The sequence below is a fragment of the Variovorax sp. E3 genome, assembly GCF_016082275.1.
Classification (GTDB): Bacteria; Pseudomonadota; Gammaproteobacteria; order Burkholderiales; family Burkholderiaceae_C; genus Variovorax.
The window spans coordinates 28726-46115 of sequence record NZ_MOWM01000050.1 but is presented as its reverse complement, the minus strand read 5'-3'; the positions used below and the strand labels follow the sequence as shown (position 1 = coordinate 46115).

18 protein-coding genes and 2 pseudogenes are annotated in these 17390 nt (G+C 68.3%); 3 read left to right on the top strand and 17 right to left on the bottom strand.

What is annotated here, in order from left to right:
- Positions 1-334 precede the first annotated feature (334 nt).
- Both mltB and BMG07_RS18730 read left to right on the top strand, forming a co-directional pair.
- Positions 335-1294, top strand: a complete 960-nt coding sequence (gene mltB / locus BMG07_RS18735; protein ID WP_374221297.1) for a lytic murein transglycosylase B — start codon at positions 335-337, stop codon at positions 1292-1294.
- A 5-nt stretch (positions 1295-1299) separates the two neighbouring features.
- Complete coding sequence (locus BMG07_RS18730; RefSeq protein WP_198085824.1) at positions 1300-1920, top strand: N-methyl-D-aspartate receptor NMDAR2C subunit; 621 nt, start codon at positions 1300-1302, stop codon at positions 1918-1920.
- 12 nt (positions 1921-1932) lie between these two features.
- Here the strand turns inward: BMG07_RS18730 and BMG07_RS18725 are convergent, their stop codons facing one another.
- The 10 genes from BMG07_RS18725 to BMG07_RS18685 form a co-directional block, all read right to left on the bottom strand.
- Positions 1933-2421, bottom strand: coding sequence for a hypothetical protein (locus BMG07_RS18725; protein WP_198085823.1), 489 nt, complete (start codon positions 2419-2421; stop codon positions 1933-1935).
- Positions 2418-3488 carry a beta-ketoacyl synthase N-terminal-like domain-containing protein gene (locus tag BMG07_RS18720; RefSeq protein WP_198085822.1) on the bottom strand — a complete coding sequence of 357 codons (1071 nt, stop codon included), beginning with the start codon at positions 3486-3488 and terminating at the stop codon, positions 2418-2420. Before BMG07_RS18720 ends, BMG07_RS18725 begins: the two co-directional genes overlap by 4 nt.
- Complete coding sequence (locus tag BMG07_RS18715) at positions 3485-3760, bottom strand: acyl carrier protein (RefSeq protein WP_198085821.1); 276 nt, start codon at positions 3758-3760, stop codon at positions 3485-3487. Before BMG07_RS18715 ends, BMG07_RS18720 begins: the two co-directional genes overlap by 4 nt.
- On the bottom strand, positions 3757-4914 hold the full coding sequence (locus tag BMG07_RS18710; protein WP_198085820.1) for an ABC transporter permease: 1158 nt from the start codon (positions 4912-4914) through the stop codon (positions 3757-3759). The genes BMG07_RS18715 and BMG07_RS18710 overlap by 4 nt, the downstream gene beginning before the upstream one ends.
- 6 nt (positions 4915-4920) lie before the next feature.
- A complete protein-coding gene (locus tag BMG07_RS18705; protein ID WP_198085819.1) occupies positions 4921-5829 on the bottom strand; it encodes an ABC transporter ATP-binding protein in 909 nt (302 codons plus the stop codon).
- Between the two features lie 317 nt (positions 5830-6146).
- The gene (locus BMG07_RS18700) at positions 6147-7127 is read right to left on the bottom strand and encodes a BtrH N-terminal domain-containing protein (RefSeq protein WP_198085818.1); all 981 of its coding nucleotides are present in this window, start codon (positions 7125-7127) and stop codon (positions 6147-6149) included.
- Positions 7124-7519 (bottom strand): hypothetical protein, encoded by a 396-nt coding sequence (locus tag BMG07_RS18695; RefSeq protein ID WP_198085817.1) that lies wholly within the window; start codon positions 7517-7519, stop codon positions 7124-7126. Before BMG07_RS18695 ends, BMG07_RS18700 begins: the two co-directional genes overlap by 4 nt.
- Positions 7520-7521: 2 nt before the next feature.
- On the bottom strand, positions 7522-7875 hold the full coding sequence (locus BMG07_RS42390) for a 3-oxoacyl-[acyl-carrier-protein] synthase III C-terminal domain-containing protein (protein ID WP_307867005.1): 354 nt from the start codon (positions 7873-7875) through the stop codon (positions 7522-7524).
- On the bottom strand, positions 7797-8657 hold the full coding sequence (locus tag BMG07_RS18690; protein ID WP_269759146.1) for a hypothetical protein: 861 nt from the start codon (positions 8655-8657) through the stop codon (positions 7797-7799). The genes BMG07_RS42390 and BMG07_RS18690 overlap by 79 nt, the downstream gene beginning before the upstream one ends.
- Entirely contained in the window at positions 8647-9657 is a 1011-nt protein-coding gene (locus tag BMG07_RS18685) for a dialkylrecorsinol condensing enzyme (RefSeq protein WP_374221296.1), read from the bottom strand. The genes BMG07_RS18690 and BMG07_RS18685 overlap by 11 nt, the downstream gene beginning before the upstream one ends.
- Positions 9658-9797: 140 nt before the next feature.
- Here BMG07_RS18685 and BMG07_RS18680 point away from each other — a divergent pair, with 140 nt between their 5' ends.
- Positions 9798-10532 (top strand): tetratricopeptide repeat protein, encoded by a 735-nt coding sequence (locus BMG07_RS18680; RefSeq protein WP_198085816.1) that lies wholly within the window; start codon positions 9798-9800, stop codon positions 10530-10532.
- 6 nt (positions 10533-10538) lie between these two features.
- Here BMG07_RS18680 and BMG07_RS18675 read toward each other — a convergent pair whose 3' ends face one another.
- The 7 genes and pseudogenes from BMG07_RS18675 to BMG07_RS18645 all read right to left on the bottom strand — a co-directional run bounded on the left by BMG07_RS18675 (position 10539) and on the right by BMG07_RS18645 (position 17372).
- Positions 10539-11246: a hypothetical protein gene (locus tag BMG07_RS18675; RefSeq protein ID WP_198085815.1), complete on the bottom strand. Its 708-nt coding sequence runs from the start codon at positions 11244-11246 to the stop codon at positions 10539-10541.
- 53 nt (positions 11247-11299) lie between these two features.
- The gene (locus BMG07_RS18670; RefSeq protein WP_198085814.1) at positions 11300-13030 is read right to left on the bottom strand and encodes an ABC transporter substrate-binding protein; all 1731 of its coding nucleotides are present in this window, start codon (positions 13028-13030) and stop codon (positions 11300-11302) included.
- Between the two features lie 93 nt (positions 13031-13123).
- Complete coding sequence (locus BMG07_RS18665) at positions 13124-13432, bottom strand: DUF2160 domain-containing protein (protein WP_198085813.1); 309 nt, start codon at positions 13430-13432, stop codon at positions 13124-13126.
- Between the two features lie 12 nt (positions 13433-13444).
- Positions 13445-14256 (bottom strand): annotated as a pseudogene (locus tag BMG07_RS18660) (carbohydrate ABC transporter permease).
- Positions 14253-15143, bottom strand: a complete 891-nt coding sequence (locus tag BMG07_RS18655) for a carbohydrate ABC transporter permease (protein ID WP_198085812.1) — start codon at positions 15141-15143, stop codon at positions 14253-14255. The pseudogene BMG07_RS18660 and the gene BMG07_RS18655 overlap by 4 nt, the downstream one beginning before the upstream one ends.
- 84 nt (positions 15144-15227) lie before the next feature.
- Positions 15228-16297, bottom strand: a pseudogene (locus tag BMG07_RS18650) (ABC transporter ATP-binding protein).
- A gap of 1 nt (position 16298) precedes the next feature.
- Positions 16299-17372 (bottom strand): ABC transporter ATP-binding protein, encoded by a 1074-nt coding sequence (locus tag BMG07_RS18645; protein ID WP_198085811.1) that lies wholly within the window; start codon positions 17370-17372, stop codon positions 16299-16301.
- Positions 17373-17390: the final 18 nt, after the last annotated feature.

Genomic DNA, 17390 nt, shown 5'->3' with positions numbered 1-17390 from the left:
GGCCCCGCCGCGCACGCCGTGCGCGACTGGCTGCTGAAGCTCGAGGCGCAGCGCTACGCACCGGCCACGCCGGGCTCCCTGTCCGCGCTGCGCGCCGAGTTCCGCCGCCTCGCATGGCCCGCCGCCAAGCCGCGCGGCTGAAACCACATGTGTCCCCGGGAAAGGCCCGAGCGGGCGGACGGCACAATGGGCCCATGCGATTTTTCTTCCCACGCCATCCCGCGCCGCCGCGGCAGCCGCCCTTCTCGCCGCCTGCTGCGCCTGGTCCACGGGGGCTGTAGCACAGAAGTCTTCCAATGCACGCGGCGCGGCGGTCACGCCGGTGCGCGGCAGCGTGCCCTACGCCACGCGCGACGACGCCATGCAGTTCGCCGACGACGTGGCCGCGCGCCGCGGCCTCGACCGCGAATGGGTGCGCGCCACCATCGGCGCCGCGCGCTTCCTGCCCAACGTGCCGCGGCTCATGCTGCCGGGCCCGGTCGGCACCGTGAAGAACTGGCAGACCTACCGCAGCCGCTTCATCGACCCCGTGCGCATCGCGGCCGGCGTGCGCTTCTGGCGCGCCAATGCCGACACGCTGGCACGCGCCGAGCAGGTGTACGGCGTGCCGGCGGAAATCATCGTCGGCATCATCGGCGTGGAGACCATCTACGGCCGCAACATGGGCAACTTCCGCGTGATCGACGCGCTGGCCACGCTCTCGTTCGACTTCCCCCAGGGCCACCCGCGCGCGGCCGAGCGCCAGGCCTTCTTTCGGGGCGAGCTCGAGAGCTTCCTGAGCATCGAGAGCCGCACCGCCGACGACCCGCTCACGCCGCTGGGCAGCTATGCCGGCGCCATGGGCATGCCGCAGTTCATGCCCAGCAGCATGGCCAAGTACGCGGTCGACTTCGACGGCGACGGCCGCATCGACCTCGTCAACAACCCGGCCGACGTGATCGGCTCGGTGGCCAACTACTTCAAGGCCTTCGGTTGGCAACCGGGCGTGCCCGCCATCTACCCCGTCCATTTCGAGGAAGCCCGGCTGCAGAAGGCGATCTTGCTGGCGCCCGACATCCTGCCCACCTTCAGCGCCGACAGCTTCGTGGCCGCCGGTGCGGTGCCCGAAGGCGACGGCATCAAGCACAAGGGCCTGTTCGCGCTGATCGAACTGCAGAACGGCGCCGACGCACCGCCGACCTACGTGGCCGGCACGCGCAACTTCTACGTGATCACGCGCTACAACTGGAGCAGCTACTACGCCATGTCGGTGCTCGACCTCGGCCAAGAGGTCAAGGCCGCGATGGAGCAGTGAGCGCCATGACGCCCGAGGCCCTGCGCGAGAACTGGAACGCGGCCTGGCATGCGCTGGGCGTCGCTTCGCCTGATGCGGCGCTGTGCGACGAGCTGCAGCGCCGCTATGGCGAGCCGCAACGCCACTATCACACGATGCAGCACCTGGGCGAATGCCTTGCCTGGTTCGAGCGCGAGAAGGCACAGGCCGAGCGCCCCGCCGAAGTCGCGCTCGCGCTGTGGTTCCATGACGCCATCTACGACGTGCACACGCACGACAACGAAGCGCGCAGTGCCGACTGGGCGCGGCAGGCCTTGCTGGAAGCAGGCGTGAACACGAACGCGGCCGAGCGGGTGCACGCGCTCGTCATGGCCACGCGCCACGATGCGGTGCCCGAGGGCCGCGATGCCGAACTGCTGATCGACATCGACCTGTCGATCCTCGGCGCCGCACGTGCGCGCTTCGACGAATACGAGCGCCAGGTGCATGCCGAATACGCGTTCGTGCCTGAAGAGATACGCCTGCCGCGCCGCCGCGAGATTCTTCAGCGCTTTCTCGACCGCAAGGCCATCTACGCCACGCCGCGCATGCATGCGCAGCTCGAAGCGCAGGCGCGCACCAACCTGCAGCGTTCGATCGCCGGCTGAACGACGGCGGCGTCAGGCCGGCACCAGCCGCCACCACTCGGTGCACTGCGGCTCGTCGTCACGCGCTTCCTCGACGGTGCCGAACAACAGCCCGCCGCGCCCGGCGCCGAGCTGCGACAAGGCCCGCAGCCGCTGCGCGTCGCGGCACAGCATGAAGCTCGCGTCGCCCTGCCATTCGAGGCAGCGGCCGACCTCGGCCAGCATCAGCGCGGGCTGGCTCTGCATGAAGGTGAAGGGCATGGGCAGCCCCGCATCGAGCTGCGTGAGACCGGCCTGCGTGGCGCCCCATGCGCCGCGCAGGCTCGCCACGCGCAAGCGCGCATTGGCAGGCAACGCGGCCTCGCCCGCCGCGTCGAGGCAGCAGCGTGCGCCGTACATCGCGAGCTCGGTCCACAGGCCGACACGGCGCGGCCTTCTGCCGATGCGGCGTGCGAGGTCATCGCGCCACTCGGCCGGCGGCGGATGCGCCACGAAGTGCGCGGCGGTGCGCCATGCCGTCATGCCGCGCAGTCCTTCAGCACCAGCGACGCATGCCCACCGCCGAAGCCCACCACGTTGAGCAGGACGTGGCGCAGCTTTCGCGGCGCCTGCGCGCTCAGCGCAATGCCCAGCGATGCGTCGAGCGGATAGTCCACCACCGGCCACGCGTCGCCTTCGATGCAGCCGACCAGCAAGGCCAGCTCCGCCGCCCCCGCCGCACCGAGCGTGTGGCCGATCGCAGACTTGAGCGACACCAGCGGCGGCAGCGGGTCGAACACCTGCTTCAGCGCCTCCACCTCGATGGCGTCGTTGACCGGGCTGCCGGCCGCCTGCACCTTGATGAGGTCGATGTCGCCCGGTTGCAGTCCGCTTTGCGCCAGCGCGGCGCGGCACATCGCATGCACGGCCGTGGCCTCGGTGCCCGAGGGGTTGCGCCCGTCGACCACGTTGGCGCCGCCCGTGACCTGCCAGCGCGCGGGGCGTGACTGCAGCCGCAGCGCGGCCACGGCCTCACCGAGCACCAGCCCCTTGCGCGCCGCGCCGAAGGGCTGCGCGCAGTCGGGCGCCAGCAGCTGCATGGCGCCGAAGCCGGCGGCCGTGAAGCGATTGTCCAGCTCGGCGCCGATCACCAATGCGTCTTCGGCCTCGCCACCGCGAATCAGGTCGGCGGCGGCCAGCACGGCGTTGAGCGCCGAGGTGCAGGCCGTCGAGACGGTGAACACCGGCCCTTGCCAGTCGAGCGCGCCGGCCACGACTTCGGCGAAGTCCTGCAGATCGCCGCCGAGCCGCTGCGCTTGCGCCGTGTGCTCCATGAAGCCGATGTCGAGCGACGACGACGCCACGAACAGCGGCGCGGTGCGCGCGCCCCAGTCGCCGGTCTGCGCGACCACGTTGCGCACCGTGCGGCGCAGGCGCTGCGTCCAGTCGCCCTCTTGCTGCGGCAGCGTGTAGACGGGCCACCGCACATCGGCCGTGACGGACACGGGCGTCGGCGCCACGCCGCCGCGCCGCAGCGCTGCCAGCGCGCGCGGCATGTCCTCGCCCAGCGCACAGGCCAGCCCGATGCCGGCCAGGTACACCTCGCTCATGCCTTGCCCGCTTGCGCTAGGTGTTCGGCCAGATGCGCGACGGACGTCAGCGCGCGCCGCGTCTCCTTGCTGTCGGGCATGCGCACGCCGAAGCGCTGCTGGATCGTCATCGACACCTGCAGCGCATCGAGCGAATCGAGGTCGAGCCGCGCCTCGGGGCCGAACAAGGGCTCGTCGTCGCCGAGGCCGCCAGTGGGCGCTTCTTTCTCGACGGACTCGAGCACCATCGCCTTGAGGCTGGCAATGAATTCAGGGGTGACGGTGGTGCTCATGGGACGCGCCTGCGAAACAGAAAAACAGCGACGACGAACATCACCGCCGCGAACACCACCAGCCGCCCGATCTGCGGCAGCGCATCGGCCACGCCGCCGCCGCGCAGCAGCACGGTGAGCAGCGCCTCAAGCCCCCAGTTCATCGGCGAGACCTCGACCAGCCGCTGCATGAAGCCCGGCATCACGAACTTCGGCACCATGATGCCGCCGGCCGCGGCCATCAGCACATTGACCATCGGCCCGATGGTCGCGGCCTGCGCATGGCTGCGCACCAGGCAGGCCAGCGCCAGCGACAGGCTCACCGCCGCAAGGCTCACGGCCGCGAGCGACAGCAGCAGCGCCCCCCAGTGAATGCCCGCGAGCGACAGCGCGTCGCCGCCGATCAGCGGCATGAACCAGATGCCCGCCGCGAGCATCAGCACCGCCTGCAGCGCGTTCACGCCGAGGTACGGCAGCGCCTTCGACGCGAGCAGCATGGTGCGCGACACGCCCAGGCTCTGCAGCCGGCCGAGCGCGCCCGAGCTGCGCTCCTGCACGAACAGGCTCGACAGCGACGCGACGACGAAGAACATGCCGAAGACCAGCCACGCGGGCACGTTCTGCTGCACCGAGGTCGGGCGCGGGCCGGCGGTGGAAAAACGCTCGGCGCGCACCATCGCCTGAATCGAGGCGTCGGCCGCCGGGCTGGCCGTGCCCGGCACCGCCAGCGCCAGCCGCGCCTTCAGTTCGCCCGACGCGCCGATGAGTTCGGCGCGCAGCGCGTTGAACAGGTTGGCGTCGATGCCGGGCTCGGTCAGCAACTGGATGCGCGCCTGCGTCGACAGCGCGGCCGACTCCAGCTCTTCCGACAGGCCCGGCTCCAGCACGATCACGTACTTGAGCGAGCCGTTGCGCAGCCGCGCCTGCCAGTCGTCGCCCAGCGGCTGCGGCGCGCCGTGGTTGCGTTGCCAGAGCTGCTTGAGCCACTGCGCGGGCGTGGCCGTGTCGCGCATGTGGATGGCGTAGCTCAGCTCGGCCAGCGGCGGGCGGTAGATGTCCTTCAGCGTGAGCGACATCAGCACGATGAAGACCATCGGCATGAGGAACAGCGCGGCCAGCCCGTGCATGTCGCGCACGAGGGCGAGCAGTTCTTTCTTGATGAGCGCGAGGAGCATGGGAAATCAGTCGCGCAGCGAGCGGTGGGTGAGCGCCATGAAGAGCTGCTCGAGGTCGTGGCGGCCGAACTCGGCGTGGCGCACTTCGATGCCGTCCGCTTCGAGCGCGGCCAGCACCGGGCCGGGGCCGATGCCGCGGTCCAGGTGAATGCGCCAGTGCACGCCCCCCTGCTCCACCGTGCCGAAGCGCGAGAGCATGCCGGCATCGAGCCCGTCGGCCGCCAGCGTGAGCAGCATCGCGCTCTTGGACAGCAGGTCGTCGAGCGCGCCTTCGCGCAGCACGTGGCCCCGGTCGAGAATGGCGACACGGTCCGCAATGGCCTCGATCTCTTCCATGTAGTGCGAGGCGTAGATGACGGCGGCGCCCTGTTGCGCGAGGCTCTTGATGGCGTCGAGGATGAAGGCGCGCGACTGCGGGTCGACACCCACGGTGGGCTCGTCGAACAGCATCAGCTCGGGTTCGGGCAGCAGGGCAATGGCGAGGTTCAGGCGTCGTTTGAGGCCGCCCGACAGCCGCTCGGCACGCACGCCGGCAAACTGCTCCAGTTGCGCGAACTCCGTACAAGTCGCGATGCGCTCTTTCTTCCGTGCGCCGGACAGGCCGCCGGCCGCAGCGAAGCACGCCAGGTTTTCCGCGACGGTGAGCATCGGATAGAAGGCCTGCTCCTGCGGCGCCACGGCAATGCGTGTCGGGGTCTTGGCCCGCACCTGTTGCAGCGGCTGTCCGTCGATGCGAATCTCGCCCGCCTGCACGGCCAGCGCGCCCGACAGATGCGAGATCAGCGTGGTCTTGCCAGCGCCGTTCGGCCCCAGCAGGCCGAGCACGCAGCCCCTTGGCACTGTCAGCGACACGTTGGCCAGCGCGGCCGCATCAGCGTGCGGATAGCGGTAACTGAGCTTGTGCAGCTCAAGCATTGGGGCACCTGGGCTCGCTGTTCAGGGCGCGTGCACAGGACACCGGGTGTCTCCCTCCGCGAATGTCCCCCGGGCTTCGCCCTCCTCCTTTATTTCGCTGCGGGAGACACCCAGTGCCCTGCGCACCTGGGCACGCTGCTGGCTCGCAGTCGATCAACGTCCGCACCTCACAACGCTCACGTCGGCGGTGTGCTCTGCGCAGCGAAATAAAGGAGGAGCCCGAAGGGCGGGGGACATTCGCGGAGCAGAGCACACCGTCGGCGGGAGCGCGCCCCGAATGCCCCATGCAGCACCGAATCGAAAAGCAGGCCGTCATTTCAGGCAACAGCCGCCTTCAGGTCGCGAAAGAAATTCTCTTCCTGCTGCGCCTGCTCACGCAGCTTCACGGCCAGCGCCGCCGGGTCCACCGCCTCGCGCCCCTTCACCATGCGCGCCGCCTTGAGCGCGAACGCGCGCCAGCCGTCGCCGATCGCGATCAGCCGTTCGGACATCTGCTGCAGCTGCGGCTTGTCGAGCAATTGCGCGGCCTCTTGCAGGAAGCCCGCGTAGATGAAACGGAAGCCCGCGCCACCGGTGCCGATTTCTTCCTGCATCCGCACCAGGTGGCCGATGAAGTCGACACTGCGCGGGTCGGTCGGCGACAGCTTCTGCATGCGCTTGGCCAAGGTGCGCATGCCGCGCACGCCGACGATCGGAATCGGCGCCAGCATGTTGCGTACCGTCTTGCGGATGGCCTTGACGACCGAGGTCGCGTCGACCGCCTTGCGGTCGATGGCCTGCGGGTAGTACATCAGCCCCTTGGGCGCGAGCACGCCCTTGGCGAAACGCGCGCGCGCCAGGTCGTCGCTCGGGCAGCGCACGGGCGCCTCGAACACCGGGTCGCTGATCAGGTAGTCGTCGCCGTCCTTGCCGTACACCAGCAGGTTGTGCGCGTTGAAGTGAAAGCGCATGTTCGGCGGAAAGTACGGCAGCCAGTACACCGAGGTCTGCAGGCCCACCAGTTGGCCCTCGGCCAGCAGCGCGTCGAGCCGCTGCTGCCCGGCCTCGGGGCTGCGGAAGGTCTCGAAGCGAAAGCGCGCGGCCATCGGCGCCAAGAGGCCCTTGATGATGGCCTTGGGCGGCATGCGGTACGAGATGAGCGGCAGGCCCGACAGCTTGATGAAGGGCAGGTACGCGAACGAAATGGCGGACGACAGGCCCAGCGCCATGCTCTCGCTCATCGGCGCGCCGTGGTGGCGCATCAGGCTCGAGATGACGCCGCTTTCGCAATGCGCCGCCTGTTGGTGTTCGAATTTCACGGCAGGCCTTGTAAGGTGGAAACGGGCAGGCCCAGCGCTTCGCTGTAGCGTGCGAGCTGCGCCGGCGACAGCGCGGCGAAATGGCGCGGCTGCAGGTGGCGCCGCACGCGCCATTGCCAGAAGCCGCTGGTCTGCGAGAGCAGCGCCACGTCCATGCGGCGCTCGTACATCCAGTATTCGAGCGGCGACGCCAGGCCGGCCTTCACGCGCTGCTTCGCGGCCTGCGCCTGCTCGACCAGCACGTCGACCGCATGGCTGGTGACGATTTCTTCCGCCTCCCAGCCGCGCGAGGTGGTGGTGACGACGCGGCCCTGCGCGTCGCGGGCGTACATCAGCTTGGAATGGCCGTCGAGGGTGGCGTTGCCCTCCTGCGGGACCGCGTCCAGATCCATGGCTACACCGCCTCCATGTAGATGAAGCCGCTGGAGAAACGGCCGCTCTCGGGCACGAACATCAGCAGCTTCTGGCCGGGCTTCACGCGGCCCGAGCGGAACAGCTCGTCCAGCATGATGTACGGCGACGCCGAGCCCGTGTTGCCCTTGCTCGCGAGGTTGCTGAACCAGCGCTCGCGCGGAATCGGCAGGCCCAGCGCCTCGAGGCACTGGCTCACCGGCTCGACGAAATACTGCGATGACAGGTGCGGCAGGAACCAGTCGATGTCCGCCGCCTTCAGCCCGCGCCGCTCGATGATGGCCGCGAGCGGCTCGCCCAGCGTGGCGCGCACGATGTTGTCGTTGAGCAGGCGCACGTCCTGCTTGACTGCGAAGGTCGACTCGCTCTGCCATTCGGCCGGCGACTTGCGGCCCCAGCCGTCGAGGCCGCCCTCGGCGTTTTTCTCGGCACCGGCGTACATGCACACCGGCAGCTCGTGCGCGGCAGACGACAGGTCGATCCAGTCGACGCGCAGCGACAGCGGGCCGCGCGGCTCGCGCTCCAGCAGCACGGCACCGGCGCCGTCGGACAGCATCCAGCGCAAAAAGTCTTTCTCGAGGCCAGCTCGGGCCGGGCCTCGAGCGCTTCGAGCTTGTGCTCCAGCTCGGCCTCGAAGCGCGAGCCGCGCATCACGGCCGACGCCAGCTCGGAGCCCGTGGCCACCGCGCGCCGCGCGTCGCCCGCGCGCACCGACAGCCACGCGTGCTTGAGCGCCGTGGCGCCGGCCAGGCAGATGCCCGCGCAGGCCACCACTTCGAGGCGCGGCCAGCCGAGCTCGCCGTGCACCATCACCGCATGGTTGGGCATGAGCTGGTCGGGCAGCGAGGTGCCGGTGACGAGGCAGTCAACCGGCCCCAGGTCGTCGCCCAGCGCGCGGATCGCCGACGCGGTGAGCTGTGCGTTGCTCATGGCCAGCGCGCCGGTGGCGCGGTCGATGGCGTAGTGGCGCGACTGGATGCCGTTGCTGCGCAGAATCAGCCGCCGCGCGCGCGAGGCCTTGCCGCCGATGCGGCCGAGCACGTCCTCGATGTCTTCGTTGCTGACCGGGGCAAAGGGCAGGAAGGCGGCGGTGCGGGTCAGGAAGACATCAGTCGTCATAGAGATGGGAGCGGTCCGTGGCGGAGCCCGACGGGCACTCGAATTGGGCGGTCATTCTAGTCAGCCACCCTCTCAGCAACGGCCGCAGCAGCGCCTGCAAGCTCAGGCTCACGGGCACCACCGTGATGATCAGTACCAGCAGAAACAGAACGTACAGCAGCAGCAAGGGCTTGCGCTGCCAGGCGCCGGGCGCGCCGGCCGCCATGATGAGCTTGCCCCAGAGAAAGAAACTGCGCGTGCCGGCCTTCTCGCTGATGAGCAGCCGGGCGTTCGCTTGTACCGCCCCGAGACCGGCCAGCAGCGGCTGCGTGCCGCGCTCCTGGTCGTTGTGCAGTGCGTCACGCAGGGCGCGGCCGAAACGGGCGCTGCCGCGGATCTGCTCGCTGCTCAGCCCCGCGTCGGGCATGCCCCAGAAGCCGCGCTTGCGGCCCCAGATCAGCCAGGCCGGGGTGGTGAAGAAGGTGGCGAGCGTGGGGCCGGGGTCGGTCAGCACCACGTTGTCGATCAGGCGCGCGCCCACGTCGTCGAGCATGCCCTTGAGCTTTTCGTGCGCCATGAGCCACATGTTGCGGCAGCCGATGACGGTGACCACCGGCTTGCCCTCGAGCAGGCGCGCCGCCACCGGGTGCTTCAAAAATGCGGTCACGGGCTGCGACGGCGCCAGGAACCACACCTGGTAGGGCAGGATGACAAGGTCGAATTCTTCATCGCCCGTGAGCGACAGCGGCGCAAGCGGCTGCGGCTTCATGTGGGCCGACTCCGGAAAGGCGTCGAAGAAGGTCAGGAAGGGCCAGGGAAACGGATGGGGCCGCAGCGGGCGCAGTGTTTCCTCATGCAACCGGATCGACGGGTCGGCGCGCAGCGGTGCCACGATCTGCTCGGCCACCTGGTCGAGCTGGCCGGACTGCGAGTAGCGCAGGACCAGCACGCGCTTGATGTTGCGGGGAGCGGCGACGGGGTCTAGGGGACGAGAAAAGCTGGAGGTCACTGGCGGTGGCATTTCGAGGGCCGTCGAATGTAAGCGAAGCAAGCGCCAAAAGCATCTGCCATAGGTCATGTCGTCGCATCAATCTGACGGTCGTTGTGTGCACTACGGCCGACGGGAGACGCTACATTCATTGCACCGCGCCACCTCACGCCATGCCTGCCCCGCCCGCCTCCGTCGAACAGCTGCTCGAACTCGCGATCCGCCTCGTCAACGCGGGTCAGGCGTCGCATGCGCGACAGCTGTGCGAACACGCGCGCACGCAATACCCGCCCCACCCGGCGGTACTTCAGCTTCTGGCGCGGTTGCAGATGGCGGACGGTGCGCTGGCCGAAGCCGACGCGGCCATCGCCGAAAGCCTTGCGCTGCGCCCCGGCCACGGCCCCACGCTGCTGCTGGCGGGCGACGTGGCCCGGGCCGCCGGCGACCTGCCGCAGGCCCTTCGACACCACGCGCAGGCCGTGGCGCTGCTGCCCGGGCGCGAAGAGCCGCTGCTCGCGCTGGGCCTGACGCTCAAGGCCGCCGGCCGCGCCGCCGATGCGGCGCATGCACTGCGGCAGGCCGCGGCCCTGGCGCCCGCGCACGGCGGCCTCTGGTTCGAGCTGTCGCTGCTGCTGCAAGACCTGGGCGACTTCAACGGTGCGGCCGATGCGCTGCGGCAGGTGCTGCGCGTGTCGCCGCCGCGCGCCGAAGTCGAGGTCAACCTGGGCATCGTGCTGCAAGAGGCCGGCCACATGGACGAGGCCATGAACGCCTACGGGCGCGCCTACCGGCTGAACGCGGAGACCTTCGGGCGCATCGCGCATGCGCTGTCGACCGCGCCGACCGGGCGCCTGTGGCTCGACCTCGAAGACCTGCGCGCGGCGTTGCTGGCGGCCGCGCCCGCCTGAGCAGGCTCAGCCCGCGCCGCGCTTGCTGCGGAATCCCTTGCGGTAGACGCCGGGGCCGCCCATGATTTTTTCGGCGAGCTGCGCATAGCCCTGCACCTGCGCGCCGGACATGGGCTCGCAAGACAGTGCCAGCGGCGCGCGCGGCACCGGATAGCACTGCGCCACCGGCGTGCCGCGCGGCAGCACGCCGTTGAAACCGTCATCGGTCCAGATGGCGGGAAAGTTGATGCCGACCTCGTTGAAGCGGTCGGCGTCGACCAGCCCCGTGACGAGCCGGAACGGCAGGTCGTCGCGATTCACCGGATGCACCGCCATCAGCGACCACCCTTCGTCGATCTCGACGGTCCAGAAACTGTTGAACTTGATGGCCGACCGCGCGCCATGCGCCAGCGGCGAGCCCGCGATCTGCTCGGGCACATGAAAACTCAGCGGCGCGCGCGGATGCCCCGGCACCGACAGCGCCGGCAGCGGCCAGTCCCAGCTGAAGCGCCCCGACTCCACCCGCACGTCGCAAGGCAGCAGCACCATGAAGCCGTGCGTCATCGCATCGACGAACGGCGGGCACTGCTTGACCGTGCGAATGCTGCGCTGATGCACCGCCGACGGCGCCCGGGGCGCCATCTGCCGCAACCAGTCGGGCAGCGCGGCCTTGGCCGGCACCGGGCGCGGCAGCAGGTCGAACAGGGCGGGATCGCAGCGGAATCGGATGTTCATGGGCCGCCCATTGTCTTTGCTCCCTCCCCCTTTCGGGGAAGGGAGCGAGGGCCTTACCTGACCCGACCTTCCTTCCAGGCGGTCAGCAGCTTGTCGTAGGCCACGGTCTCACCCTTCGGCTTCTCGTTGGCCAGCTTCTTCCACGGGGCATGGTCGCTGCTCAGCCACTTGTTCGGGTCGCCCTTGGCATTGAGCTTGGGCGGGCAGCTGGCCATGCCCGCGCGCTGCAGGCGGCCCATCACGTCGTCCATCTCGTTGGCCAGGTTGTCCATGGCGGCCTGCGGCGTCTTCTCGCCTGTCACGGCCACGGCCACGTTCTTCCACCACAGCTGCGCGAGCTTGGGGTAGTCGGGCACGTTGTTGCCGGTCGGGGTCCAGGCCACGCGCGCGGGGCTGCGGTAGAACTCGATCAGGCCGCCGTACTTGGCCGCGTTCTTGGTGAAGTAGTCGGAGCGGATGTCGCTGTCGCGAATGAACGTGAGGCCGACGATCGACTTCTTCAGCGAGGTGGTCTTGGAGGTCACGAACTGCGCGTAGAGCCAGGCGGCAGCGGCGCGGTCGGGGTCGTTGGACTTCAGGAAAGTCCACGAGCCCACGTCCTGGTAGCCGTTCTGCATGCCGTCCTTCCAGTACGGACCGTGCGGGCCGGGCGCCATGCGCCACTTGGGCGTGCCGTCGGCGTTCACCACGGGCAGGCCCTGCTTGATCATGTCCGCCGTGAAGGCCGTGTACCAGAACACCTGCTGCGCGATCTGCCCTTGCGCCGGCACCGGGCCCGACTCGCCGAAGGTCATGCCCATGGCTTCCTTGGGCGCGTACTTCTTCATCCAGTCGATGTACTTGGTGAGCGCGTAGACGGCCGCGGGCGAGTTGGTCGCACCGCCGCGCGACACGGCCGCGCCCACGGGCGTGCACTTGTCGTCGGCCACGCGGATGCCCCACTCGTCGATCGGCAGGCCGTTGGGAATGCCCTTGTCGGCGGCGCCGGCCATCGACAGCCACGCGTCGGTGAAGCGCCAGCCCAGCGACGGGTCTTTCTTGCCGTAGTCCATGTGGCCGTAGATCGGCTTGCCGTCGATGGTCTTCACGTCTTCGCTGAAGAAGGCGGCGATGTCCTCGTAGGCCGACCAGTTGATCGGCACGCCCAGGTCGTAGCCGTACTTGGCCTTGAACTTGTCCTGCAGGTCCTTGCGCGCGAACAGGTCGGCGCGAAACCAGTACAGGTTGGCGAACTGCTGGTCGGGCAGCTGGTACATCTTCTTGTCGGGCGCCGTGGTGAAGCTGGTGCCGATGAAGTCCTTCAGGTCCAGGCCCGGGTTGGTGTAGTCCTTCCACGCGCCGTTCATCTGGTCGGTCAGCGCGAGCGCCGTGCCGTAGCGGTAGTGCGTGCCGATGTGGTCCGAGTCGTTGATCCAGCCGTCGTAGATCGACTTGCCCGACTGCATCGAGGTCTGCAGCTTCTCGACCACGTCACCCTCCTGGATGATGTCGTGCTTGACCTTGATGCCCGTGATCTCCTCGAAGGCCTTGGCCAGCGTCTTCGATTCGTACTCGTGCACGGTCAGCGTCTCGGACACGACCGAGATTTCCTTCACTCCCTTGCCCTGCAATTTCTTGGCCGCGTCCATGAACCACTTCATTTCCTCCATCTGCTTGTCCTTGGACAAGGTAGACGGCTGGAATTCACTGTCGATCCATTTTTTGGCTTCGGCCTCGCCAGCCCAAGCGCCGTGCGTGGCGAACATCGCCGCCGCCATTGCCAGTGCCGTGTAGCGCATCTTCATGACTGTGTCTCCTCGGTTGGTGCTTCCCCGGTGTTGTCTGATCGCGGCTCCGGGGAGGCGGAGAGCCGGACGCCTGTCGAAGAACCGGTGCGATCAGCCCTTGCGCATGACCAGCGCAAGGACCGCCATCGAAATCACGAAGCTGATCCAGATCGAAGGCTCGGCTTCCAGGCTCATCCACTCCTGGAACTTGCCCGCCAGGCCGACGAAGGCCAGGTTGATGTAGGCAGCCGACAGCAGCCCGATGAAGAGCCGGTCGCCGCGCGTGGTCTCGATCGGCAGCCAGCCGCGCCGCATGGTGGTGGGCGACTTGAACTCCCACACGGTCATGCCGACCAGCATCAGCGCGATGCACGCGAAGAACACGGCCACCGGGGTGGTCCAAACCATCCAGTTGAACATGTGGTTCCCTCCTTAGACACGGCCCATCGCGAAACCCTTCGCGATGTAGTGACGCACGAACCAGATGACGATGCGCCCGGCACGATGGTGAGCACGCCGGCCGCGGCCAGCGTGGCCCAGTCCATGCCCGAGGCGCTCACGGTGCGCGTCATGGTCGCCACGATCGGCTTGGCGTTGACGCTGGTGAGCGTGCGCGCCAGCAGCAGCTCGACCCAGCTGAACATGAAGCAGAAGAACGCCGCCACGCCCACGCCGGCCTTGATGAGCGGCAGGAAGATGCGCACGAAGAAGCGCGGGAACGAGTAGCCGTCGATGTAGGCCGTCTCGTCGATCTCGCGCGGAATGCCGCTCATGAAGCCTTCGAGGATCCACACCGCCAGCGGCACGTTGAACAGCAGGTGCGCCAGCGCCACGCCCAGGTGGGTGTCCATGAGGCCGACGGTGGTGTACAGCTGGAAGAACGGCAGCAGGAACACGGCGGGCGGCGTCATGCGGTTGGTCAGCAGCCAGAAGAACACGTGCTTGTCGCCCAGGAACGAGTAGCGCGAGAACGCATAGGCCGCGGGCAGCGCCACGGTGAGCGAGATGACCGTGTTGATGGCCACGTAGATCAGGCTGTTGATGTAGCCCGAGTACCACGACTCGTCGGTGAAGATGCGCGCGTAGTTGGCCCACGTGAAGTGCTGCGGGAAGAACGAGAAATGCGACAGGATTTCCTCGTTCGTCTTGAAGCTCATGTTGATCATCCAGTAGATGGGCAACAGGGCGAACAGGATGTACAGCACCAGGAAGATGCTGCGCTTGTGGAATCGCTTGTCGTTCATTTCTCCACCTCGGCTTCTTGTGTTCCCACTCGCTGCATCCAGTTGTAGAGCACGAAGCAGAACAGCAGGATGATCAGGAAGTAGATCAGCGAGAACGCGGCCGCCGGCCCCAGGTCGAACTGCCCGACAGCCTTTTGCGTGAGGTACTGGCTCAGGAACGTGGTCGCGTTGCCGGGCCCACCGCCCGTCAGCACGAAGGGCTCCGTGTAGATCATGAAGCTGTCCATGAAGCGCAGCAGCACCGCGATCATCAGCACGCCGCGCATCTTGGGCAGCTGGATGTAGCGGAACACCGCGAACTTGCTCGCGCCGTCGATGCGCGCGGCCTGGTAGTACGCATCGGGAATGGAGCGCAGGCCCGCAAAGCACAGCAGCGCCACCAGCGGCGTCCAGTGCCACACGTCCATCACCAGCACGGTGATCCATGCGTCGGAAGCGCTGCCCGTGTAGTTGTATTCGATGCCCATGGCCTGCAGCGCATGGCCGAACAGGCCGATGTCGGTGCGCCCGTAGATCTGCCAGATGGTGCCCACCACGTTCCAGGGGATCAGCAGCGACAGCGCCACCACCACCAGCACCGCCGACGACTTCCAGCCCTTGGCCGGCATCGACAGCGCGAGCGCGATGCCCAGCGGAATCTCGACCAGCAGCACCGACAGCGAGAAGCCCAGCTGGCGCAGCAGCGCCTCGTGCAACTCGTCGTCGCGCATCACCGCGGCGAACCACTCGGTGCCCACGAACACGCGGCGGTCGGGCGAGATGATGTCCTGCACCGAATAATTGACCACCGTCATCAGCGGCACGATGGCCGAGAAGGCAACGCAGACCAGCACCGGCAGGATCAGCCACCAGGCTTTTTGATTGATCGGTTTGTTCGTGGCGTTCATGGGTTGGCTCCGTCCCCCACCCCCGCCCTCCCCCGGAAGGGAGGGAGAAAGACAGGGGAGCGGGGTTGAACGGAATCAGGTTGTTCATGCGACCAGCTCCTCGTCCTTGTAGTAGCAGGTGTGCGTGTCCAGCACGCGCAGCCACACGGTGTCGCCCACCAACGGCGGCTTGTCGTCGGAATGCAGCCGCACCTTCAGCGGGCTGCCGTCGGCCTCCACGCCCAGCATCACGTGCGTGCCCACGTCCTGCACCTGCTTGACCACCGCCGGCACCGCGCCGGCGGCGCCCGCGCTCGACAGGCGCAGGTACTCGGGGCGGATGCCGATCTTCAGCGGCCCCTGCGGCAGTTCGCGCGTGGGCACCAGCGGCGTGCCCGCCACTTCGATGGTGCCGTGGGCGCTTTGCGCCGACAGGAAGTTCATGCCCGGCGAACCGATGAAGTGGCCGACGAAGGTGTGGGCCGGCCGCTCGAACAGCGCCTCGGCGCTGCCCACCTGCACGGCCTTGCCGCGCGTCATGACCACCACCTCTTCGGCGAAGGTGAGCGCCTCGACCTGGTCGTGCGTGACGTAGATCAGCGTGAGCTTCAGCTCGCGGTGAATCTGCTTGAGCTTGCGGCGCAGCTGCCACTTCAGGTGCGGGTCGATCACGGTGAGCGGCTCGTCGAACAGCACCGCCGACACGTCGCTGCGCACCAGCCCGCGGCCCAGCGAGATCTTCTGCTTGGCGTCGGCCGCCAGGCCCGCCGCGCGCTGGTTGAGCTGGCCGCTCATGTCGAGCATCTCGGCGATCTCGCGACGCGCTTCTTGATCTGGTCGGCCGGCATCTTGCGGTTGCGCAGCGGAAACGCCAGGTTCTCGGCCACGGTCATGGTGTCGTAGATCACCGGGAACTGGAACACCTGCGCGATGTTGCGCTCCTGCGGCGTGGCCTGCGTCATGTCGCGGCCGTCGAAGCTCACCGTGCCCTGCGAGGGCACCAGCAGGCCCGAGATGATGTTGAGCATGGTCGTCTTGCCGCAGCCCGAGGGGCCGAGCAAGGCATACGCGCCGCCGTCCCGGAAGCTCATCTTCAGCGGCAGCAGCGCGTAGTCGCTGTCCTGCGTGGGGTTGGCGCGGTAGGCGTGCGCCAGGTCCAGGTCGATGCGGGCCATGTCAGTTTCCTTTGCGCCACGCGGGCGCGAGGGCCAGCTTTTCGCCGGCATCGAACACATAGGCTTGCGCCGCGCTGAAGTACAGCGTGATCGAAGCGCCCAGCTCGAAGCGGTGCACGCCGGTGAGCTGCGCCACCAGTTCGCCCACCGCGGTCTCGACGTGCACGAAGGTGTCGGAGCCTGAAATCTCGGCCAGCTCCACCTTGCCGGGCAAGGCGATGTCGCCCTCCCCCGCGTTGACGTTCAGGGCGCTCGCGCGCAGGCCGATCGTGACCGCGCCCGCCGCGCCTTCGGGCACGGCCAGCGCCAGCACGGGACCGCCGGCCAGTTGCACCTTGCCAGCGGCGGCCGTGGCGGCCAGCAGGTTCATCGGCGGGTCGCTGAAGGCGCGCGCCACGCGCAGCGACTGCGGCGCATGGAACACCTCGGCGGTCGGGCCGTATTGCAGCAGCTCGCCGGCATCCATCACGGCCGTGTAGCCGCCCAGCAGCAGCGCTTCGCCGGGTTCGGTGGTGGCGTAGATGACGGTCGAGTCGCCGCTGGCGAAGAGTTGCGTGAGCTCTTCGCGCAATCCCTCGCGCAGCTTGTAGTCGAGGTTGACCAAGGGCTCGTCGAGCAGCATCAGCGGCGCGTTCTTGGCGAGCGCGCGCGCCAGCGCCACGCGCTGCTGCTGGCCGCCCGACAGCTCGGCCGGGTAGCGGTCCAGGAACATGCCGATGTGCAGCTTGTCGGCCAGCGCCTTCACCCGCGCCTCGATGTTCTGCTCGCCGCGCAGCTTGAGCGGCGAGGCGATGTTGTCGGCCACCTTGAGCGAGGGGTAATTGATGAACTGCTGGTACACCATGGCCACGTTGCGCTCGCGCACCGGCATGCCGGTGACGTCCTGCCCGTCGACCAGCACCTTGCCGGTGGTGGGGGTGTCCAGCCCCGCCATCAGGCGCATGAGGCTGGTCTTGCCGGCCTGCGTGGCGCCCAGCAGCACCGTGACGGCGCCGCCGCGGGGTGCAATGCTCTGCTCGTAGAGCCAGGTTTGCGCGCCCACTTTCTTGGTGACGCGCTCCAGAGTCAGCTGCATTGTCTCGCCCCCTTTTTT